The organism is Flagellimonas allohymeniacidonis (assembly GCF_004296335.1).
In the GTDB taxonomy this organism is placed as follows: Bacteria; Bacteroidota; Bacteroidia; order Flavobacteriales; family Flavobacteriaceae; genus Flagellimonas; species Flagellimonas allohymeniacidonis.
Window position 1 is genome coordinate 975,049 of the sequence record NZ_SGIU01000002.1, and the last position, 23,083, is coordinate 998,131.

The window sequence follows — 23,083 nt, forward strand, 5'->3', positions numbered from 1 at the left end:
TCTAATACAGATTTTTGATGTAATCAATAATTCTTAAACATGCCTTCCCATCTCCATAAGGATTATGGAGCCTACTCATTTTGGAATAAGCATCTTCATCGACAAGCAGCCTATTGGCTTCCTTAACAATTTTGTGTTTATCTGTTCCCACCAGCAGTACCGTTCCTACTTCCACAGCCTCGGGTCGTTCGGTAGTATCCCGCATTACCAATACAGGTTTACCAAGACTTGGTGCTTCCTCTTGGACCCCTCCGCTATCTGTAATTATCAAGTAAGACTTGTTCATTAACCAAATAAAAGAAGGATAAGAAATGGGGTCAATTAAATAGAGGTTATTGATGTTTTGCAAAAGCTCATAAACGGGTTTCTGAACATTGGGGTTGAGATGAACTGGGTAAATAATTTGGCAATCCTCATTCTCTTTGGCAATTTGCTTAAGTGCATTGCAAATGTTTATGAATCCCTGACCATGATTTTCCCGACGGTGACCAGTTACCAAAATGATTTTTTTTGATTCGTCCAAAAACTTCTTGACATTTTCAATATCCTTGTCCTTAAAATGAGGAGAGTTTACCTTATCGACACTAAATTCTAATGCGTCTATCACTGTATTGCCAGTCACAAGAATCTCATCTTCTTTCTTGTTTTCCAGAAGCAAATTGTTTTTTGAGGTGGTCGTAGGTGCGAAGTGAACACTTGAAACCACAGCTGTAATAGAACGGTTTACTTCTTCCGGGAACGGAGCGTATCTATTAAAAGTTCTTAGTCCTGCCTCCACATGACAAACTTTGGAACCTGAATAAAACGATGCGATTGAAGCCGCCATCGTAGTTGTCGTATCACCGTGTACATAAACGAAGTCAGGTGAAAACTCTTGTAAGATGGGTTTTAGATTAATCAATATATCTCCCGTAAGTGAAAATAAGTCTTGGTTTGGCTTCATCAAATCCAAATCGTAATCGGGAATAATTTCAAAAAAGTCCAAAACTTGATCTAGCATTTCCCGATGCTGGGCCGTTACGCAAACCTTTGTCAGAAAACTATCGCCATGCTTTTCGAATTCCTTTACCAATGGTGCCATCTTTATGGCCTCTGGTCTTGTTCCAAATACAATTAAGTTTTTCTTTTTTTTCAAATCGATGAATTTCTAAATAGACAATAATTAAATAATGCATGTCAAAATGCGCGTTCATGCAAAAAGGGAATGTATTCGGATAACTGCATTCATAACAATTCAGACGACTTTCGATTTAAGTAACTTATTATCTCAAAAGTGAAAAACAAAAACAAGAAAACAGTTGGCAATAGGACCAATTTCTGCCCAAAAAAAGATTTTTCCATACTCTGGGTACGTCCAAAATTAATAACGTTTATGGCTTGGGTTTGCTCGCGAAGTTCTATTTCCTTCCTTTGGGTGTTTTCAATCAAAGAGTTCTTCAGTCTCAGTAAACCTGTCAAATCCATTGGTTCCTCATTATCCAATAAGATGCGCCCATCTAGATTCTGATTGGTTTTCTGATCAAGCCCTGAGGTATACTTTTGAATTAATTCATCTATTTGGTCAATAAGCAATTCATTGAGCTCAATCCGATTTTTTGCATTTCGGTTACTGGTAAGTATGAGTTCTTTGTAGTACTCTGCTGAATTGATGTAGGCCATGACTTTTTCCGAAAATAGAGGGCCTTTTGAAGGGTCTCTGAATGAAAAGATTATGCGATGGTTCAATACACTGCTTTTCAACAGTTCTTTACGGACGATATCTTGGAATTGTTCATCATTTCTGAATTTCTCAAGTAGCTGAAGATATTCCAAGTCCCCTTTAATATTTTTTTTCTGTTCGATAGGTGTCACGGAAACCTTGTATTGGCTCAATTCTTCTATTGGTGCCCCGATGCTTTTAAAAAAAAAAGTGTCTTTGGTTCTGATATTGCTTTGAATTTCATTAACAACATCATAAAGGTAGTTTTCACTATCCAAATTAGGTTTCACAATAACCTCTATCTTCATTTTTTTCTCAACAATTTGGTTTAAACCATAACCAATTCCTATACCTAAAACGATAAGGCCTCCTAAAATAAAGGCTCGTTTCTTAACATAGAGAAATAGTCTTAAAAAGGCGATTCCAATTTTGTTGAAGCCTCTGCCAATCATTTGAAACAGTTGTCCCAAATCGATTTCATCCGAGTTATTTTGTTTTGCCGGTTGGTCTGCCATTTTATATGCCGAATATTTGTTTTAAAATTCTGTCTGTAATTAGATAGGTAGGTTTTACCCCCGTTGTTCCCAGTCCACCGGAGGCCAATGTACTTCCAGTTTCCAAAGGGTTATCAGATGCGTAGTAAGCATATCTAACCTTGACATCTTTCTTTATGCTCTTTCTAATTTTGGATGCGGATTGAATGGCCTTTTGATAATGTACGCCCTCCATTTCCAATCCAATTACATTCCATGTGGATTCGTGAAAAAACCTCAAGACATCTTTGTTTTGTAATGATGTTCCCAAAACGGTAACCATAGTGCCTTCCATTACCCTAAGACCATAGCCTTCAAAATCCTTTGCACAGAGCTCATTTTTAAAAGGGTAATTATCTGCTGTGCCTTCAAAGATGTGGGCATTGGGTATCATCAAATCTCCTTTTCCTCCTTCCAAAATACCAGCTTTGCCCATAATCGAAACGGAGTCCACATTTAAGAATATCCTATTGGTATCATTAACAATAGGTTTCAAAAGCTCATCAATAGTTTCATAGGCTTGTTCTCCAAACGCATAATCCATTACAAAGATAACGGGTTTTTCATCGTCAGAAATACTCGTTTGGAAATCATAACAGCAGACATCTTTGCCAAATTTAGCGGTATCAAAAATTTGAACATCGATGTTGGCCCCTGACTCATCGTCTATGAAAATCATCCCGTTCTTTTCGGCAACTGCCCTTACCCTATCTTGCAATTTCTTGTTCTTTACATTGCTCAACCCTTCGTAAATTTCCAAAGACTGTAAATCGGGAAACTCTTTGGCCAATGCCTTGCGTGCAAAAAGGGAGTTCATCACACTATGCATGTTAGCACTTATGATATGAATGGGCCTTGTTGTCAATTTATGTTCAACCAAAGCGTTCTTTATGGAGTCCGCCCAGCGTTCCCCATGGATATGATGCCCCAATCTTTCCCTAAGCAATGGGCTGAAAGTAATAGTTCTTTTGTTTCCAGTAGTCTCTTCCTCTATGGCCAGTTTTCCCAACCAGTAAATCAAATTAAGGAAACGGTCTTCCTCCTTGGCATTATTCAATTTGGAATGCATCTCCACAACCTCATCAAAGGTTCTTCCCAAGATGTTGGCTGTATGGATGAGGGCAACTTCCCGCTCCGATTCTTCTTTTTCCTCCTGCTTGACAAATTCCTCCAACTTGTCCCAATCCCTTATGGTAGCCTTCCCATCTTCGACCAAAACCCTTTTGCAAATCTTTCCAGACTCTACAAAAAGGAAGGTAAGGTGGGTCAAAATATCGTAAATATCGCTTCGCCCACGGGTAATCTCAATGTTCATTTGTTCTTCATCAATGCGATAACAATTCCTCCTTCGTTTGGGAGGGATAATCGCCTTTAAATGGGATTTTGAAAAACCTTCGTCTGAGGTCAAATTGATAAACCTACATTCTTCTATACCTTCAGGAAGACGTTCTAAAACGTAAATAAGTCCATTGAGTTCGGCTTTATCTTCCGCAATGGAACCATAAATTTCGGGCCGCAATACCAAAAGAGCAGTTCGCAGCGCATTCCCGGAAACACCCGAAGGTTTATAAAAACCACGGTTGAGTAAATGGCGCATGGTTATGTAGAGACGCTCTATGGCGTTGGTGGATTCTTGTGCCCTGGTTGTCTGTTTTACTGGTATAGCCATGGTAAATTTGGGCAAAAATACACGAATTCCTCTGAAAGCGTATCGTTTGTTGTGGTCTATTTCTTGAAAGGGGACAAACCTTCTGCTACCTTTCGATCATTGGCCAAACGCTGCACCTTGTTTTGGCCTCCCAATTTGCCAATGGATTTCATATAGTCTTGAAATCCACCTGGACGAACCTGGCATATTTTTAGGGGTTGTAAAATTTTACCCTCAATCAAATCAAAATAATAGCTATTCTGTTTTTGCATGGATTTATCTATGGTTTCGGCAAATTTTGAAATGTTTTCTGGAGGCCTCTCAAATTCAATGAACCATTCATGGTACGGCAATTCCTCCTCCGAAGGTGATGTTTGGGGAGCGACACTGAACTCGTTCACTAAAGCATCCGACTCGGAGACGGCCTGATTCAAAGCTTCTTCAACTTCTTTTGCAATGACATGCTCCCCAAAGGCCGAAATAAAATGTTTGATTCTTCCAGAAACTACAATTCTATAGGGGTTCAAAGAAACAAACCGAACGGTATCTCCAATATTATACGCCCATAGACCAGCATTGGTAGAGATAATTAGGGCATAGTCCATTTGAAGCTCAACTTCCGCCAAAGTCAACCGTCTAGGGTTTTCCTCAAAAAACTCGTCCGCCTTTATGAATTCATAGAACATTCCTGAATTCAGAAGTAAAAGCATTCCAGGTTCATTTTGGGAGTCTTGATAGGCAAAAAATCCCTCACTGGCCGGAAACAATTCGATGCTATCGACCTTTCGGCCTATCAAATTTTCAAACTTTGCTTTATAGGGCTGGTAGTTTACACCTCCATAAATAAATAGTTGAAAATTTTTAAAAAGGTCGCCGATCTTCTTGCCTGTTTTGGCATGGAGCCTCTCAAAATACATTTGCACCCAAGAAGGAATTCCTGCAATAACAGTCATATCCTCGTTTTGGGTCTCTTCAATTATTTTTTCCACCTTGGTTTCCCAATCTTCAATGCAATTGGTCTCCCAACTTGGCAATCGGTTCTTCTGAAGGTAGTTGGGCACGTAATGGGCAGAGATGCCTGAAAGTCTTCCCAGCTTAATTCCATTCTTTTCCTCCAGCAAAGGACTGCCCTGCAAAAAAATCATCCGGCCATCCACAAAATTGGTGTTTCCTGTTTCATGGATGTAGCTCAATATGGCATCGCGTGATGCGTTGATGTGATATTTGATGGAATCCTTTGTAATGGGAATATATTTCGCTCCGGATGTGGTTCCCGAGGTTTTTGCAAAATAGATGGGTTTACCAGGCCACAATACATCATTTTGGCCATTGATGATTTGATCAACATAATTCTTCAGTTGTTCATAATCCCTTACGGGAACCCTTTCCACAAAATCAGAATGGTTTTTAATTTGGTTGAAGCGGTGATCTTTTCCGAATTGGGTCTCCCCGGCTTTACGAATAAGCTCCTCGAAGACTTTCCTTTGCGTTTCAATTGGATTTTTTATCCACTTGTTGTTTTTACGCGCTACTTTATGCGCAAACAGTCTTGCCGCGAATGCTTTTAAGGACATTTATTTAAAGTCGATGTAATTTAGGGGGTCAACGGGCTTGCCATTTTTCCACAGTTCTAGATGAAGATGAGGGCCGGTGGTGAGCTCTCCCGTGTTTCCAACTTCTGCTATTACCTCTCCTGCACGCACCAAATCTCCTTGCGATTTACTCAATGAACCATTATGTTTATAGACAGATGTAAGATCATCTTGGTGCTCAATAATAATGACATAACCGGTTTGGGATGTCCATTCGGCAAAAACAACGGTTCCATTTGCAATGCTTTTTACCGGGGTTTGTTTAGGAGCTACAATATCAATAGCATAATGCTTGATGCGAGCATCAAACTTTTGCGATATCGTACCGCTAATAGGTGAAAAAAGCAGGGTCTCAACGTTTTCAATATTGCGTTCAAAAAGGTTGTACTTGTCTTCGAGCTCTACTTCCTCCCTAAGCAACAAATCCTCACGAATAGGGGTCAAATCTATGGTTGAAGGATCCAATTTGAACTTTTCAAACAAAGAATCGCGGTTAACCACATTATTTTCAATATCACCACTAAGAACGAGACGAATATTGTCTAAATACCGATTAGTATAGTCTAAAACGGTTACCAAAGAATCCGTCTTATAGGTAAGCTCTGTGGCCTGCCTTTTGAGACGAGTGGACGAATAACCAGGAATATACTCCCTTAAGGGAGTAAAGGCAATAATCAAAGTGGTAAGTCCAATCAGAACGATTATAAAGAGTGTTCCCGTAACAAAAACGTTCAATCGATTCAGCTTAAACGATATCTTTTCCTCAAAAGTATTCTCGTTTAAAATGACCAAACGGTACTTATGCAGTAGCTTCCGCCTTAGCTCTTTTCTTTTCTTTTTGTCTTTTGCCATGTCCAACAAAGATAATCTTAGATTTTAATTAAGATGTTAAGCTTTTTAAAATGTGCCCTACACTTTGCCGTACCATCACAATTAGAAATGCTAATTTTCGTTATTTACGTATTGTTATCGGGTACTTTTAGTACCTTTATCTTTAATTTGAAAGGAAAAAATCATGATTCTTCAAAATATTTTTCTTGGAATGCTGGGTCCCTGGCAGATTGTATTGATTGTGCTCGTCGTGCTTCTTCTTTTTGGCGGAAAAAAAATACCTGAACTTATGAGAGGTCTCGGTAGCGGAATCAAAGAGTTTAAGGACGCTTCAAAAGATGACGAAAAATTGGAGGGCCCGAAAGAATCGGACTCCTAAATTCAGTTTTAAGGTGTTTTGATAGGCTAGCTAAGCCCTTTTTTTTCAAGGCCTTATCGATGAAAAACAACATTTTTGGCGTATTCACTCCTTAAAAGTTCTTTTTCACAACAAAAACTTACTTCCCCTGCACCCTTAATCTATTTTTGTTTAAGATTTCGCACGGATTGCGATTTCACGTCTATTCCTAACCATTATGTGTTAGAAAGGAGTGATAATGAAAAACCTCATTTTAGCACTTTGCTTTTTATCCCTGTTTGGGTCATATGCCCAATCTATTTCCCATCTTGATTTTCAGGATGAACAGGAAACGGAACTGGTTGCTCAAAACCAAGAGGGCCCTTCATTTCAATCCTTGGACACTTTATCGAATAAGGAACTGCATAAATTTGTAAAGGAAAAAGGCACAACTGCCAAACTTATACGCCAAGCCAATAACTATTTTGAGAAAATGTGGTATGCCGAAGCCGCACGTATTTATGATATCGTACTTGAAAAAGGAGAGACCAAAGTAACATTCGATCTACTATCCAAAGCGGGCGACTCCCATTACTACAGCGGAAACCTTGAAAAGGCATACAAATGGTACCACAAGCTGTACCAAATACACAAGGATGATATCCCAGAGGACAAGTTTTTTAAGTACACTCATAGTTTAAAAGCTACAGGGCGCTATAAACGAGCGGAACGATTAACTAAAATGTTTCAAAAAAATCGTGCGCCTTCAGATGCGATATCTTCCGAAAATAATACCATTCGGGATTTTTCTTCCCGTATTGCCGTTAAAAATGTATCCATCAATTCGCAGTATTCTGACTTTGCCCCTATGTTTCACCATGAGGGGCAGGTTGTTTTCTCTTCGGCGGTAGACTCTTCGTTTCTCACCACAAGAAAATATCGTTGGAACAATCAACCTTTTTTGGATCTATATACTGCAAAAACCAATGAAGAAGGTGAGGACCTGGTACAGGCCAAAAAGCTTTCGAAAAACATCAACACCAAGTACCACGAGGCTTCCGTAGCCTTTTCTCCTGACCAGAAGACCATTTATTTCACAAGAAACAATTATGGCAAGAAGTTAAGAAGAGGTAAAAATGGTGTGAATCACCTCAAAATTTATAAGTCCAACTTTGTTGATGGAAACTGGACCAAGGCCGTGGAACTCCCTTTCAACAGTGAAAATTACTCCAATGGTCATCCCGCGATAAGCCCAGATGGTCAAAAAATGTACTTCGTTTCAGACAGGCCAGGGGGCTATGGCGGAACAGATATATACGTGGTAGACATATTGGAGAACGGGAAATTTTCTGAACCAACAAACTTGGGCAGAACCATTAACACGTCCAAAAAAGAAATGTTCCCCTACGTAACGGACAACGCAATTTATTTTTCCTCGGATCGTGCCATGGGCATGGGTGGATTAGACATTTATAAATCAGACCATGCCGAAGGATTCTTCAGTGTAGCTGTAAATCTTGGTAAGCCCATTAATAGCAATAGGGATGATTTTTCCTATATCGTGGATGAAAAGACCCAAAAGGGATACTTTGCCTCAAACAGAAAAGGAGGGAAGGGTGATGACGATATTTACTCCTTTAAACAATTGCTGAATCTTACTGCAATCTCAGGGGTTGTCAATGACAGTACCACTCACGACCTGATTCCTGGTACCACCGTTGCCCTTTTTGATGAAAATGGAGAAAAAGTATCGGAGATAGTCACTGATGAAAACGGCAGTTTCGTTTTTGAGAATCTGGAACCCAATGCCGATTATAATGTAGTATCGGTTAAGGACGGTTATTTTGAGGAAAAAACACAGGTGCGGACAAAACCCAACGAGAGTATCAGTGTAACACAAACTTTAAAAAGGCTTAAGGAAGTAATTGCTGAGGAAAAAGGTGTGCTCAAAATTGAGACCGAGGCCATTTATTTTGATTTTGATAAGTTCAACATCAAACCGCAAGCAGCAGAGGAGCTCGACAAGTTGGTTGAGGTTATGAGAGCTTATCCTGATATGGTGATCCGTATTGAATCCCACACCGACTCTTGGGGAAGTAAAGCATACAATAAGTACCTATCGGACAAAAGGGCCAAATCGTCAAGGAATTATATTATCTCAAAAGGTATTGATGCCTCCCGAATTGAAAGTGCCATCGGTTTTGGGGAAGAGAACCTGCTCAATGATTGCTCGGATGGCGTGCGTTGTTCCAGGGAGCTACACAAACTCAATCGAAGATCGGAGTTTATCATCATTTCCATGTGACGTATTTCCCAAAATCTATAGAACGGCCCCAAAATCAAGGGGCTTTTTTTATGGATAAAATTAAAATCGGCAGTTCATCGAATAAAGCTCTCGACGAAGGACTTTGCAAAATTTGCAGTTCATCGATCAAACCAAAAGGTTCATAGTGTATCAACAATAAGAATGTCATTTATCACTCTTTTTCTGCCTTTTATCTTTTCATTTTCCAATAGCGGTCCTAAATGCCAAATTTTGTCTTGTCTTTAAATCTTAAAACGCTTACATATGAAGAAATTAATACTTGTCAAAGAAATTTATTTAGATGCATTTAGAAACCTAGGCCATATCCTATTGCAGCGCTACTTTAAACTGTTCTCGTGGTTCTGTTTTGTTATGTTCTTTATTGTGCTTTACGCTTTTGTTTACAGATTGTCCACAGGATTCGCTTTTGATTAAAAAATCACGTTAAGCATTTAAAGAACAAAAAAGCCCGGCAATTAACATGCTGGGCTTTTTTGCATACTGGAAGAACGTTTAAGATCCCATATCAAACTTTATGGTTCTTAATATCGCTTCCAATTCGAACATATAATCTCTTTTCTCGGCGGAAGGAGCAAAGGTGAATCCTTCTAAGACCAACTTTCTGTTGTTTTCCTTATCGTTGATTATATATGTTAGGAAAGGTCCTGCCATAGGATAGCCGTTAATCTCCCAAATACCTCTAACCTCAGCTGCCTTTTTACCCCCAATTTCGGCGGGAAACACATAAGGCGCAAAAGCTTTTTCCGTCATCATAAAGGTGTTTTCATAAGGCCCTGGAACATATTTTTCACCAATAGAATCTCGCATTTTAATAATATCTCCTACAAAGGTGGAATCGCTTTCAAAGCTTTCCAAAGGCATCTCATAGGCAATGATATTCATAGTCCCTTTTGGGATTTGAATGTCCATCCAAACGAAGTTCTTTTCACGTCGTCCCACTTTATATAGCGAAGGAACTTTTAAGCTGATGCCAAACTCTTCTTGAAGGGCCGTTTCCTTGCTTAAGGATCGTGTAAACCTTTTTTGGGCTTCTGTAATTTCGACATGCTTGAATGCGGCTATTGCAGCTTGGGCGAGTTCTTCAACGCCTCCCTCAAGATCGTTATAGGTCTCCCCTTTGATAACGGCAACTTTCTGGGGGGTAGCGTACACATTGTCCTTTATATGGGTGAGCGAAAGGGTGTCTTGTTCCACAAACAATACTGACCGGGAATGCGTTACTCCGCCTTTGAAGACTTGAGGTGGAATTTGTGTGATGCTAAAAATGGGCTCTCCTTGGGGTAATCCCAATACCGGGGCAGCAAAGTATTCCCGTATCTTATCTCCGATACCTCCTTGCCATAATTCAGTATCCATTACTACCATCAATGAATTAATGCCTCCTGTAGAGGGTGGAAGAAACCTTTTTTTAGGTCCAGAATTGTTGCATGAGATAATTATTGCCACGCTTATGGCAACAAAAAATAGTGTCCTGATCTTTTTCATCTTGTGTTAAATTTACGAAGAACAATCGCACAATTTCAACTTTGTGCCTGGTTTTAGGTTATTACCACTAAGACCGTTCCATTCTCGTAAATTTTCAATGGAAATTCCAGGATATTTTCTTGAAATGGTCCAAAGGGAGTCTCCGCTTTGTACGGTATGGACCTTAGCCCCTTTTGTAGAACTCGGGGTCTTGTTAGACTTTGAGGTTTTGCCCTGAGCAACCGTTTTTTGAAAATAAGGTTTTCTTGGAAATATAGTCAACCTCTGCCCAATTCTAAGATTGTTGCTTCGCAGTCCATTCCATCTTTTTATTTGACTTACGCCAACTCCGTATCGTTCAGCAATTTTCCCCAAGTAATCCCCGCTTCTTACCTTGTACCTAATTTGGTTTTTGGTCTCCACCAATTGAGGCAACGGCTTTTCCAAAGAGTCCAGCTCTTTTTTTGCATAGGCATAGATGGCGTTTTCGTTATTTACAAACTTCCCGATTTTAGAGACCGGTAAACGAAGGGCATAGGTCTTGCCTTTTATTTTGGGAATAATGTTCAGCTTGTATGCTGGATTCAGCATTTCCAATTCTTCCTTGCTGATATCGACAAGTTTTGAAATTTGGTCAAACGTGATTAGGTTCTTTACATGCACCGTGTCTGTCTGAAAATAGGGGCGCTCAATATTTTCTTTTCGCAATCCATGCTCTTCTGCGTACTCAAAAATGTACATGGTTGCCAAAAAAGCAGGCACATATCCTGCGGTTTCACGTGGAAGGTTTCGTCTAATGTTCCAATAGTTTTTATATCCGCCTGACCTTCTGATGGCCTTATTTACATTCCCTGGTCCTGAATTGTACGCAGCAAGGGCCAAATCCCAATCACCAAAAATGTCATGAAGCTTGTCCAAGTATTTACAAGCCGCTTTTGTAGCCAAGATAGGGTCGTTTCGTTCATCAATGTAACTACTCACATTTAAACCGTACATTTTTCCGGTGCTGAACATAAACTGCCATAAGCCTTTTGCCCCAACCCTGGAGCGTGCCCTTGGGTTTAAAGCAGATTCTACAATAGCCAAGTATTTAATTTCCAAAGGGATATCATGGTTGTCCAATTCTTGTTCAAAGAGTGGAAAATAGAATTGGCTGGCCGTCAGCATGCGCTCCATCAGTCCTTTTTTGCGAATCAAAAATGATTTAATCACACTTTCCAATGATGGGTTATAGGAAATATTAAAAGGTGTTTTTTCGTTCAACCGGGCCAATCGAGCCTTTAAGGTATCAGTGGGTAAATCTATACTTGTATTATCTTCTTCCAAAGGATTTTGCACCTCATCCTGCATCTCTGTAAACCATTCGGCACTTTTGTGAAGCTCGGTAAGCCAAAGGCTGTCATATTTTGAAGCCACCTCTAAATCTTTTAGTTGAAATTCACTGCTTTTGCCTGTAAAGGTCAAGGGAATTTCACCATCAATCTTCGTAGACGAAGTATTGCTTTCAGAGATGTCAACTTGCTCAATTTCGGTCGAATCCGTTCGCATGGCAGGAATGGCCAGCTCCTTGGTTCTTGAAGATGTCAAAGCAAGTGAGTCACTTTGCTGAGCCGTCAAAAAAGGGCCAACAAAGAGCATTGCAATATATAAAGTCGTTCTCACGCTTTGGTACATTTTGGTAAAGGTTTGGTTTGAAACAAACGAAAATGGTGTTTTTTTCCGAAAAACTAAAACTTTCGGAGCAAAACAAAAGTTAAAGCCTAAGCTTCTTATGAATTAACAACGTGGGAGTTAGTCCAATATTGCAGCAATTCCCGGTAAGGTTTTGCCTTCCAAACTTTCTAGCATGGCGCCTCCCCCTGTAGAGACATAACTCACCTTATCTTGAAACCCAAATTGCTTCACTGCAGCAACAGAATCACCGCCTCCGACCAATGAGAAGGCCCCATTTTGAGTGGCTTCATCTATGGCGTTGCCAACTGCTATGGTCCCCTTGGCGAAGTTTTCCATTTCAAAAACGCCTACCGGGCCATTCCATAAAATAGTCTTTGATGCCAAAATGACCTTCTTGAAGTTTTCCAAAGTTTGGGGTCCGGCATCCAAGCCTTGCCAACTATCTGGGATTTCATCAACACTAACGAACTGGGTGTCCGCCTCATTGCTAAAATCATCTGCAGCCAACACGTCGACCGGCAGGTGAACTTCAACTCCTTTGGCTTTAGCTTGTTTTAAAATGTCCAGGGCCAAATCCATTTTATCATCCTCGCAAATGGAGTCACCTACGTTTCCGCCCTGCGCTTTGATAAAAGTATAGGTCATTCCACCACCGATTATCAGATGGTCGACTTTATCCAAAATATTCTCAATGATGGTTATTTTTGAAGACACCTTTGCCCCGCCCAAAATTGCGGTAACCGGCTTCTCACCGGTTTGCATCACCTTTTCAATTGCCTTTATTTCTTTGGCCAATAAATAACCAAAACACTTATTCTCTGGGAAGAATTTAGCCACAATGGTAGTAGAAGCATGGGCCCTATGCGCGGTTCCAAAAGCATCGTTTACATAGACATCCCCAAGTTTTGAAAGTTGCTCTGCAAAAGCATCGTCACCAGCTTCTTCCTCTGCGTGGAAACGTAGATTTTCCAATAACAATACCTCCCCATTTTCAAGCGCGCCGGCTGCTGCTTTGGCCTTATCCCCAACGCAATCCTCAGCAAACTTAACCTGAACCCCAATGATTTCAGAGACTTTTTCGCAGATATGGGAAAGCGACATGTCTGGATTTACCTTGCCTTTCGGTCTACCCAAGTGGCTCATCAGAATGGCACTGCCCCCATCTTCCAAAACCTTGAGTATGGTAGGTGTTGCTGCAGCAATTCTACTGGTGTCGGTAACCTCGAAGTCTTGATTCAAGGGGACATTGAAGTCCACTCTAATAAGAGCCTTTTTACTTTCAAAATTGAAATCATCTATGGTTTTCATCTGCTTGGATTTATGCGCTTTCAAAAGTAAAGATTTCCTTCTTTTCCATTGAGGAACATTTGTTATATTTTTAGGCTTTCGATAGTGCCTTTGGCTATCAAAACCTTTATTTAAGGATTATGCTCTTCCGAGATGTATTGGGGTTGGAACATATTAAAAATCATTTGGCTGCAACTGCAGACAATGGTCGGGTCGCCCATGCGCAATTGTTTGTTGGCCCAGAAGGTTGCGGAACATTGCCCATGGCGATTGCATACGCCCAATACCTTCTATGTGATAATTCGAATGGAGAAAATGAGGGTGGAAATGAGGCATGTAATTTAAAGTGCGCCTCCCTTTCGCATCCCGACCTTCATTTTGCTTTTCCTGTTTCCAATTCTGATAAGGTGAAATCACATGCCGTTAGCAATCACTTTTTGGAGGACTGGCGCAAATTTGTTCATGAGCAACCCTATGGCAATTTGTTTGATTGGTATCGCGCCATTGGGATTGAAAAGAAACAAGGGCAAATTGGTGTGGATGAAGCCCATGATATCGTGAAGAAGTTATCCTTAAAGTCCTATGAAGGTGGGCGAAAGGTCATGGTCATTTGGATGGCCGAAAAAATGAACATTGCTGCCTCGAATAAGTTGTTGAAACTTATAGAGGAGCCACCCCATAATACTATTCTGATCTTAATTGCTGAGGATGAGGAGCAGATCATCAACACCATCCGGTCTCGTTGTCAGATTCTTCATTTTCCACCACTTGCAGAAGGTGTCATTCTTAATGCATTAAAGGTTAAAGGCGTTTTGGAGCCGGAGGCTATCTCGATTGCGCATGAGGCCAACGGGAACTACAACAAGGCTCTGGATTTGCTTCACAAGGATTCAGAAGATTTAGTTTTTGAGCGCTGGTTTGTACAATGGGTGCGAAGCGCATTTAAAGCCAAAGGCAACAAGGGTGCGGTTCATGAACTTATCCTTTGGAGCGACGAAGTCTCGAAAACAGGTAGAGAAGTGCAAAAAAAGTTTATTCAATACTGCCTTACCGTGATGCGGCAGGCCATGTTAATGAACTATAAGGCCGATTCCCTGGTTTATTTAAAACTGCATGTTGAGGGTTTTGACTTGAAAAAATTCGCTCCTTTTGTTCATGAAAACAATATTCTTGATATCGTTAAAGAACTTGAAACTGCTCTATTTCACGTGGAACGCAATGGTAATTCCAAACTTATTTTTACCGACCTCTCCATTAAACTAACTCGATTGCTTCATAGTAAAGCTGCATAAAATCATCTACATGGAAAATTTCTCACAACATCCCACTCAAATACTATTATTGGCCTTTTTAGCCATTACCTTCCTGCAAAGTGGGATAGATAAGATTTTGGACTGGAACGGAAATATGGGCTGGTTAAAGGGTCATTTCTCCAAGACCTTTTTAAAAAGTCTTGTACCAATGCTTTTGGCCATAGTCCTCATCTTGGAATGTGCGGTGGGCATTATGGGGGTGGTTGGCATCTTTGAGTTCTTCAGTAATGGACAAAGTTCGACCGCTTTTTCAACTGCCGTTTTATCTTGTGTAACCCTTTTGCTGTTGCTTTTCGGACAACGTGTTGCCAAAGACTATGACGGCGCCAGAACCATTGTCATCTATTTTGTGCCTGCCATTATCCTTCTTTTTTTAGTGCAATAAAAAAGCCCATCTGTTGGATGGGCCTAATGCTAATTTTGGGCAATCTATTTTTTGTACTTGTCGTTCAAAATTTGAAGAAGCTCATCGGTTAAGTCTTGCGCTTCCACACCATAAAGCACGCTACCTCCATCACCTCCACCTAAAATGTAGGTAAACCCGTTGGCCTTTCCGTAGGACTTTATTTCGTCCTTTACCTTCTTTACCAACGAATCCATTTCGGTTTGACTATTCTGCTGTAAAGCTTGCTCTTCCTGCTGCAATTGCTGGGCAACAAACTGCCCCCGTTGCTGAAGAAGGTTATATTGTTCTTGGGCGTTTTTCTGGGACATGCTTTGGGCAAGGGATTGAAATTCTTGAAGTTCCAACTGAAAGGCTTTTGAAATACTGTCCCTTTTCTTGGTTAATCCATCAACTTTGACATTGAACTTTGCCTCCACATCAACTTTTTCCTGATAACCATCCAGAAGTTTTACATTGTCTACAAAGCCAATTTTATTCTGCTGGCAGGATATTGCCGTCATTGCAAAAATAAGTACGGTAAGTTTTTTCATTTCTGAGATTTAAAGATGCGCAAAAATAGAAAAGCTTTTTTAATGCAGCTGTTAAGTTTTTCAATGCTTTGGATATTCCAGAGGAGTCCCATAGAGATTGTTTATGGATTTTTAAAGTTCCAATTGATTATTTCTATTTGGTTTGGTTTGAAAATAGGGCCTCAGCCAGCGTTTTGGTTTTTCTTTAAGACAATATGCACGGCGCATTAAAAGTATGCAATAAGAAAAGCTTAAATGGCTAAACTTGCTTTTTTAATACATAAATCAGAGAAGAATACTCTTTTGTAAATAAGGCATTAAGATTTGACCACAGTCCTTTAAAAAACCCCTTTACAAAATGCAGATTGCTCCCCTTATATTTTTCAGATAGCATGGATACATAAAAAGCATCAAAAATCATGGGGCGAATTGAAACTAACTTAAGTCCATGTTTATCAAAAATCTGAGCAATGGCTGTTCTGGAAAAATGGGATAGGTGTCTGGGAACATCATAGGCTGCCCAAAACGATTTGTAATGTTTCGCGTCCCAAGATTTATAGTTGGGAACGGCAACAATTAAAACACCTTCGTTTTCGAGGTAAGGAATTAATTGTTCTATATGGGTATCAACATTGGGAAGATGTTCCAGAACATGCCACAGGGTAATCACTTGGAATTTCTTCTGAGCCAGCTCTTGTATATTTGGTACCAGCTGCACTTCTTTTTCTTGGGCTCTCCGCCTCGCGCTAGCGTTGGGTTCAATCCCAAAAACCTCAAAACCTTTTGCTTTTGAAAACGCTAAAAAATCTCCTGTTCCCGCACCAAAATCAAGGATTGACTTCCTTTTAACTATTTGATTATCAATTATTTGTACCTTTTTTTTCAGGTTCCAAAGCTTCACCGCCTGATACAAACGGTCAATCAATGACTTTTTCGAGTCCGTATGGGAAATATAGTTTTCGCTTTGATAGTATTTATCCAAGTTTTGGGGAACGGGGGTTGTTACCAACATTTCCTTCTCCTTGTCATAGATCAATTCAAAGTCTTCTCCAGAGACCGAATAATCCTTAGTTTTTAAATACAACTTCATTGTAGTTGCTCGTATTCAAATATTCTTGTTTCAATTGGGAAAGATACGCTATAACCTCTTTCCGTAATACATAATTTTGGCTCAAGCAATTTTCACCGTTTTCATCATAAGCTTCAATGGCTATATAGTAATTCCCGTTTCGAGACTCGTGCACTTCTTCAAACATTGGACCCATTTCAGCGCTGCTTAGTAGCGCATCTGCCACCAAAGGAACAAGGTTAATGGTCTTATCTGGAATATCGGTTTCATAAAATGAAAAGAAATACTGATTGCCGTTAATCTGAAATGGAACATTGATATCGACATAGGTGCCCTTTAGATCAAATTTTGTGTGAACATAATGAAAGAATTCATCCGCCCTTTTTGGGTCTTCGAATATGAACAAATCTTTCTTTGGCAAGCCTCTTCTAAATCTTTTGCCCTTTACAATCTTATAGTCTTCTATATTGAGTGCAATTCTAAGAGGTACACAAGAACTCAAAAAGGAAATTAAACTGATTACTAGAAAAAATCTCTTCATGGCTGCTTGGTTGGCCAAAAAGAAATCAAAAATTACGCCAATCCTTCAGCAATACCACAAGAAAAGTTCCACGTGGAACAAATTTTCAGTTACCTGCCCAAAAAAACCAAAAGCACGCTTATATCTGAAGGAGAAACTCCACTAATTCTTGATGCCTGCGATATAGTAACAGGTCGAATAGCCTCCAATTTTTCCCTTGCTTCAAATGACAAAGATTTCAACTTGGTATAGTCAAAATTATCCGGAATCTTTACATTTTCCAATCTGTGAAGTTTGTCTGCATTGGTTTTCTCTTTTTCGATATACCCCGCGTACTTCACCTGAATTTCCGCCTGCTCCAAAACTTCGTTCTTAAGTTCATTTTCAGAAACAAAACTGGATACTGATTCCAGCGTTAACATATGTTCCATGGTAACTCTTGGTCGAGAAAAAACTTTAAAAAGCTTATCTGATTGCTTTACCAGCGCTGAATCTACCGACTTTAAAATTGGATTGATTTCATCAGGAGCAAAACTTGTTTTCTTAAAGAAATTGATGAATTCATTGGATTTCTTTTGCTTTTCCTCCATCCGTTTCAATCTTTCCTCACTAGCCAGGCCCAACTCATGACTTCGAGGGGTCAGTCTAAGGTCTGCATTATCTTGGCGTAGAAGGGTGCGATATTCCGCCCTTGAAGTGAACATTCGGTACGGCTCTTCCGTCCCTTTGGTAATTAGGTCATCAATAAGCACGCCGATGTAGGCCTCATCCCTTTTAAGAATAAAGGGTTCCCTTTCACTAATCTTTAAATGGGCATTTATTCCTGCCATAAGACCTTGCGATGCAGCTTCCTCATATCCAGTGGTTCCATTGATTTGACCCGCGAAATAAAGGTTCTTCACAAGCTTAGTTTCTAAAGTATGCTTGAGCTGAGTGGGAGGAAAATAATCGTATTCAATGGCATACCCAGGCCTAAAGAACTTTACATTTTCGAATCCCTTTACTGAGCTCAAGGCTTTGAACTGAATGTCCTCGGGCAAAGAGGTGGAAAAACCATTTACATAAACCTCAACCGTATGCCACCCTTCAGGCTCCACAAAAATCTGATGAGCGTCCTTGTCGGCAAATCGATGAATTTTGTCTTCAATGGATGGGCAATACCGAGGGCCAATACTTTTGATTCTACCATTGAACATTGGGGAGCGATCAAATCCCTCGCGCAGTAAATCGTGTACCATTTTGCTGGTATGGGTCATATAACAATCCCTCTGCTCATTCAACACTACGGTGTCCAAATAGGAAAATTTCTCGGGATATTCATCACCTGGTTGCACTATCATTTTGGAATAATCCAACGACCTGCCATCAACCCTCGGTGGCGTGCCCGTCTTCATTCTACCACTGTCAAATCCAAAATCGACCAATTGCTCCGTGATTCCGGTAGCGGCCTTTTCACCTGCCCTTCCTCCTCCAAATTGCTTTTCTCCAATGTGGATAAGTCCATTTAAAAAAGTTCCATTCGTAAGTACAACAGCCCTGGATCTAACATCTATTCCCAACGAGGTTCGCACACCAACCACTTTGTCACCTTCAACCAATAAGCCTGAAACCATCTCTTGATAAAAATCAACATTTGGGGTTTCCTCCAACATTTTACGCCATTCTTCCGCAAACCGCATCCGATCATTCTGAGCTCTCGGGCTCCACATGGCCGGACCTTTAGACTTATTGAGCATCTTAAACTGTATGGCAGACCTATCAGTTACAATACCACTATATCCGCCCAATGCATCAATTTCCCTAACAATCTGCCCCTTTGCAATTCCGCCCATGGCTGGATTGCAAGACATTTGCCCTATAGTCTGAAGGTTCATTGTAATCAACAGTGTGCGTGAACCCATATTTGCCGAAGCAGCAGCAGCTTCCGCGCCTGCATGGCCGCCTCCAACAACGATAACATCATATTCCTTTTCAAACATAGCTAACGTTCCACGTGGAACAATTTAATCTTTTCATCCTCTTTCTCGCGCATAACAACACTACTATCATTATCCTTGTCACTAAACCCCATCAGGTGCAATAGGCCGTGCGCCATAACCCTCAAAAGCTCCTCTTCAAAATCTACCTGATACTCCTTAGCGTTCTCGTTTACCCTCTCAGTTGAGATAAAAATATCCCCTGAAATCACCCTTCCCTGAACGTAATCAAAAGTGATAATATCGGTATACCAATCATGGTTCAAATAACTCTGATTGATTCTAAGTAGCCCATCGTCATCCTTGAAGATATATGAAACATCACCAACCCTAAAGCCCTCGCCTTCAATTACTCTATTTACCCAATCGGAATATTTGGTTTTGTCATCAAGCTTGAAGTCCGACTCAAAATGAAATTCAATCATTCTTAAAATAAACCTTGACCTTTCTCTCGTAATTTTGCCGCAAAGGTAACGCTTGTCTATTTAATATTTCAATGTTGTTTTGGTAGTCTTTAAGCAGGTCTGGTCTGGTCGTAATAGGGTTCGCAAATTGCTGTTCATTGGTACTGCTCTGCCTCTCTTTCTTTTTACCCTGTTTCAAAGAGGCGTTTTTAAGCTTTAGCAGTTCATGCTGAATTCTGTTTACCTTGTCCTTGGTTCTCTGTGTTATGCCATTCTCTAACAAATCATTTTGGAAATCCTCCATCTGACGTATAAGCTTCTTGGCCAGGTTTCTGTCTTCATTTCGAATCATGTCCTCTAATTGCTTTTCCAGTTGCTCCCTGATAAACTGCTGCTCCTTATAGATCTCATATACCTTACTGAGCTCCATTTCCCCTTCATTTCCCAATTCGCCTGTACCGCCTCGACCTCCCTCTGAGCCAGACCCCTTTTGTCCCGTACCCTCTTTCGTTCCATTCTTGCCGTCTTTGCCACCTTCTCCCTCTTTACCTTGATTACCATTCTTTCCTTCTCCACTATTCCCCTTTTCCTGGCCACTAGAAGAACTCTTGCCCTCCTTTCCAGAACCATTCATTTTTTCTTGCAAGCCCTGTTGACCTTGTATAATGTCGGGTAATTGAAAATCCTGACTGCCTTGACCAGACCCTTGACCAGACTGCATACTTTCCTGCATATTGTCCAAAATGTTGGCCAAGAAATCTGCCAAACTATTTGTGGCATTAACCACATACTGTTGGTACGATGCTCCCTGATAAATTTGGTTGTCGGCAATGCTCTCCAAGGATTTATCAATGTTGTAATACACTTCCGTTATTTGCTCATTTACAAATTCCGATAGCTCGGCCCTACGAAGTGAAAGCGCAAATAAACTATCATCTACATGTTCAAACAATCTTCGTAACTCTTTTTGATCCCGCACCGTTTTAGCGAATTGTGCAATATCAACATTGGCATCTTCTATTGACTCAAAAAGTTTCTCTTGATTAAAGGAAAAGGTAACCAGATTATCCAGAATTTGTCGGAGCATTTCGGCATCTTCGGTATCACTGGAGCCGCTAGCAGACATAGCGCCCTGCTGCAACGCTTTGCTCATTTCTTTCATCTTTTGCGATGCGGATTTCTGCTTTTGCGATGCATTTTGTTGTTTTTTCGATTGAGCTTCCGGACCTTTTTCCTCTCCATCATCCCCTTTATTCAATTCTTCCAGAGCATCCTCTTGATCTTGTTTTACCCCTTCCTCCTGTGATTCAGAAACATTAATTTCCATCGGCTTCTTAAGACCTTTATTATCCTTTTTTAGCTCTTGCAACTCCTTGGCAAGCCGGTCAAACTCTTCCTTAAGGTCCTTTTGCATTTCCACTTCCTGCTTCACTTCCTCATTAGCCAACTTCTCCTGTTCTTTCGATAAGTCATCTAACTGCTTAGCCATTTGGGCCATCTTCTCTGAGACATAGTACCGCTTGGTAAGCTCTAAAATCTGTTCTAAGTTTCTGGCACCGGAACTTTGTTTTTTACCTAATTCATCAAGCCTTTTCTTCAGTTCTTCCTTGTCAATTTTATCGGCAAGTTTATTCAACTCATCCAAAAGTTTCTCATTCTTTCTAGCCTCCAATTCTTGCCGCTCCAACCGTTCCTTCAACATTTCATTACGCTCACTATCAGAGTTTTCCTTATCTAGGCTTTCTTTTAACTGCCGGCTAAACTTCTCCATTAACTGCTCCTGCTCTTCTTGCTTTTGCAAAAAATCCTTAATCCTATTTTTATCCTCGAAATCAAAACCGTTCTCTTCTTTTTGTTCCTTATTCAACTTCAGTAACTCTTCTTGCTGCTCCTTGTATTTCTCCAGCGACTTATCCAAATTATCAATAACCGTATTTTGAAACTCTAAGTCTTTGTCTTTCAGTTGTTTATCATTATATAGGGTTGTCTTAAACGTCTTGCTCCTAGTGCTCTTACCTCCTCTAATTCCATCATTATCAACGATTTCAAAATAGAGTCTATACTCCTTTCCCTCAATAAGTGCCAGGCCTGAAGGGAAGGTATAATAGAATTGATGAACGTTGGTGTTCGGTCGATCTAACACTATGCGTTGTACATTTTGTTTATCATCCACAGGGAAGCAAACCAACCTGATCTCGCTCAAGCCATAATCATCCGCTGCTTGGCCTGTAAAAAAAGATTGATTCGGACTGATAGAGTCCAAAATTTGTTCCACCTTAATTGTGGGTCTTGCATCCTTTATTATGCCAAGAGAATATTCTAATCTTTCAAAGTTCCGTACCCGGCTATTAGATGTGCTCAACGCGTACTCCAAATCGTCATACACTGATTTAGCTATAACAAATCCTTTGGCGGCTTTTTTTAGGAAGAAGCTGGTATCGATTTGATGCATGGTTATGCTATCTATGTTTCTTCCCAATATTTTCCACTCAACCCTAGTGCCTTCGGGCACCACTGCATTCCCCGTGCCGGTTATCACCTCGGCCTTCTTCTTGATGTACCCTGGATAGTTGAGTTTCATTTCAAAATCAATCAGCGCGGGTGTCTTGATGCTACTTATATGATAAGTCCTTGAGCCCCATCCATTCGCCGTCAAATAGAAGTCAGTATCCACAACTGGGGCCTGGAACCTGTGGGTAAATGTCCCAGATTGTCTTTTCATTAAAAGTCTTTCTCCGGCTATATCAATATATACTTCCTCAGGAGTAAGTTCACCCACTATTTCCACTTGTAGTGTCAAGGTTTGATTATCGAGCACCTCCAAACTTTCATTCAGAACACGAAACTGAAACGGTGCGGGTTGTTCATATGCTAAATCATAATTGACCACGCGTTTGTGAGAATTAAAAAACTCCCCGACATTCCCGGTCACCCAAATGATGCCCAGTATACCTAATGGAATTATCACATACTTCACATAGCTCAAGCTTTCCTTAACATTGATCGCTTGGGTAAAAGGAACCCGCCCCAAGCCATCGGCTCTCTGCTGTATACTGGCCACTAAAAGGTCGGACTTCTCCCTGCTTTCAGATAATTGCAACAAATTGTAAAGCTTATCATCCACCTCAGGAAAGTGTTTTCCAATCAATTTTGATGCTTCCTTTGTGGAAATTCCTTTTCGAAACCTCAAAAGATAGGCAAGCGGAACCAATAAAAACTTGTAAATCAAGAACAGTTCAATTACCACAAACACAGTAAAAAGCAAGACCCTCCATCGGGTGTCCAACCATAATGCAAACTCCACGGTAAGCACAGCTAACCAAAAGAGAACACCAAGGGTTAAAAAAAGTAAGGTTCCCTTTATCAGTTGTTTTGTGTAATACTTGGTTATAAACTGGCTTAACTTCTCAAGTATCCTGTTGTAACTATCCAAAATCCACTATATTTATTACCAAGATACCCGATACCGGCAAAATGCCCTGAAAATTTTTTGTT

Annotated in this window: 19 protein-coding genes; 5 read left to right on the forward strand and 14 right to left on the reverse strand. The window is 40.4% G+C overall.

Features of this window, described 5'->3' with window-relative positions; all coding sequences use genetic code 11:
• Position 1 precedes the first annotated feature (1 nt).
• The 5 genes from wecB to EW142_RS12850 all read right to left on the reverse strand — a co-directional run bounded on the left by wecB (position 2) and on the right by EW142_RS12850 (position 6,324).
• On the reverse strand, positions 2-1,081 hold the full coding sequence (wecB, locus tag EW142_RS12830; protein ID WP_240740238.1) for a non-hydrolyzing UDP-N-acetylglucosamine 2-epimerase: 1,080 nt from the start codon (positions 1,079-1,081) through the stop codon (positions 2-4).
• Between the two features lie 143 nt (positions 1,082-1,224).
• Positions 1,225-2,214: a hypothetical protein gene (locus EW142_RS12835; protein ID WP_130614451.1), complete on the reverse strand. Its 990-nt coding sequence runs from the start codon at positions 2,212-2,214 to the stop codon at positions 1,225-1,227.
• Between the two features lies 1 nt (position 2,215).
• Positions 2,216-3,901: a DUF6909 family protein gene (locus tag EW142_RS12840; protein ID WP_130614452.1), complete on the reverse strand. Its 1,686-nt coding sequence runs from the start codon at positions 3,899-3,901 to the stop codon at positions 2,216-2,218.
• A 56-nt stretch (positions 3,902-3,957) separates the two neighbouring features.
• Positions 3,958-5,454, reverse strand: coding sequence for a GH3 auxin-responsive promoter family protein (locus EW142_RS12845; protein WP_130614454.1), 1,497 nt, complete (start codon positions 5,452-5,454; stop codon positions 3,958-3,960).
• A complete protein-coding gene (locus EW142_RS12850) occupies positions 5,455-6,324 on the reverse strand; it encodes a M23 family metallopeptidase (RefSeq protein WP_130614456.1) in 870 nt (289 codons plus the stop codon).
• 163 nt (positions 6,325-6,487) lie between these two features.
• Between EW142_RS12850 and tatA the strand changes: the two genes are divergently transcribed.
• The 3 genes from tatA (at position 6,488) to EW142_RS16740 (ending at position 9,380) form a co-directional block, all read left to right on the forward strand.
• The gene (gene tatA, locus EW142_RS12855; protein WP_130614458.1) at positions 6,488-6,682 is read left to right on the forward strand and encodes a twin-arginine translocase TatA/TatE family subunit; all 195 of its coding nucleotides are present in this window, start codon (positions 6,488-6,490) and stop codon (positions 6,680-6,682) included.
• A 217-nt stretch (positions 6,683-6,899) separates the two neighbouring features.
• On the forward strand, positions 6,900-8,945 hold the full coding sequence (locus EW142_RS12860; RefSeq protein WP_130614460.1) for an OmpA family protein: 2,046 nt from the start codon (positions 6,900-6,902) through the stop codon (positions 8,943-8,945).
• 264 nt (positions 8,946-9,209) lie between these two features.
• On the forward strand, positions 9,210-9,380 hold the full coding sequence (locus tag EW142_RS16740) for a DUF6747 family protein (protein ID WP_165395280.1): 171 nt from the start codon (positions 9,210-9,212) through the stop codon (positions 9,378-9,380).
• A 78-nt stretch (positions 9,381-9,458) separates the two neighbouring features.
• Here EW142_RS16740 and EW142_RS12865 read toward each other — a convergent pair whose 3' ends face one another.
• From EW142_RS12865 to EW142_RS12875, 3 genes are all read right to left on the reverse strand, one after another.
• On the reverse strand, positions 9,459-10,451 hold the full coding sequence (locus tag EW142_RS12865; RefSeq protein WP_130614462.1) for a DUF4837 family protein: 993 nt from the start codon (positions 10,449-10,451) through the stop codon (positions 9,459-9,461).
• Positions 10,452-10,463: 12 nt separating this feature from the next.
• Positions 10,464-12,104 (reverse strand): lytic transglycosylase domain-containing protein, encoded by a 1,641-nt coding sequence (locus EW142_RS12870; protein WP_417935788.1) that lies wholly within the window; start codon positions 12,102-12,104, stop codon positions 10,464-10,466.
• A gap of 117 nt (positions 12,105-12,221) precedes the next feature.
• A complete protein-coding gene (locus EW142_RS12875; protein WP_130614464.1) occupies positions 12,222-13,412 on the reverse strand; it encodes a phosphoglycerate kinase in 1,191 nt (396 codons plus the stop codon).
• A 119-nt stretch (positions 13,413-13,531) separates the two neighbouring features.
• Here EW142_RS12875 and EW142_RS12880 point away from each other — a divergent pair, with 119 nt between their 5' ends.
• Together EW142_RS12880 and EW142_RS12885 are read left to right on the forward strand one after the other, a co-directional pair.
• Positions 13,532-14,683, forward strand: coding sequence for a DNA polymerase III subunit (locus tag EW142_RS12880; protein WP_130614466.1), 1,152 nt, complete (start codon positions 13,532-13,534; stop codon positions 14,681-14,683).
• Positions 14,684-14,693: 10 nt separating this feature from the next.
• Positions 14,694-15,089 (forward strand): DoxX family protein, encoded by a 396-nt coding sequence (locus EW142_RS12885; RefSeq protein WP_130614468.1) that lies wholly within the window; start codon positions 14,694-14,696, stop codon positions 15,087-15,089.
• A 44-nt stretch (positions 15,090-15,133) separates the two neighbouring features.
• Here the strand turns inward: EW142_RS12885 and EW142_RS12890 are convergent, their stop codons facing one another.
• The 6 genes from EW142_RS12890 to EW142_RS12915 form a co-directional block, all read right to left on the reverse strand.
• Complete coding sequence (locus EW142_RS12890; protein ID WP_130614470.1) at positions 15,134-15,640, reverse strand: OmpH/Skp family outer membrane protein; 507 nt, start codon at positions 15,638-15,640, stop codon at positions 15,134-15,136.
• A 238-nt stretch (positions 15,641-15,878) separates the two neighbouring features.
• Entirely contained in the window at positions 15,879-16,709 is an 831-nt protein-coding gene (locus EW142_RS12895) for a class I SAM-dependent methyltransferase (protein WP_130614472.1), read from the reverse strand.
• Positions 16,687-17,229 (reverse strand): hypothetical protein, encoded by a 543-nt coding sequence (locus EW142_RS12900; protein WP_130614474.1) that lies wholly within the window; start codon positions 17,227-17,229, stop codon positions 16,687-16,689. Before EW142_RS12900 ends, EW142_RS12895 begins: the two co-directional genes overlap by 23 nt.
• A gap of 89 nt (positions 17,230-17,318) precedes the next feature.
• Positions 17,319-19,187 (reverse strand): tRNA uridine-5-carboxymethylaminomethyl(34) synthesis enzyme MnmG, encoded by a 1,869-nt coding sequence (gene mnmG / locus EW142_RS12905; RefSeq protein WP_130614476.1) that lies wholly within the window; start codon positions 19,185-19,187, stop codon positions 17,319-17,321.
• 2 nt (positions 19,188-19,189) lie between these two features.
• A complete protein-coding gene (gene ybeY, locus EW142_RS12910) occupies positions 19,190-19,609 on the reverse strand; it encodes an rRNA maturation RNase YbeY (protein WP_130614478.1) in 420 nt (139 codons plus the stop codon).
• Positions 19,602-23,021 (reverse strand): hypothetical protein, encoded by a 3,420-nt coding sequence (locus tag EW142_RS12915; protein WP_130614479.1) that lies wholly within the window; start codon positions 23,019-23,021, stop codon positions 19,602-19,604. Before EW142_RS12915 ends, ybeY begins: the two co-directional genes overlap by 8 nt.
• Positions 23,022-23,083 lie beyond the last annotated feature (62 nt).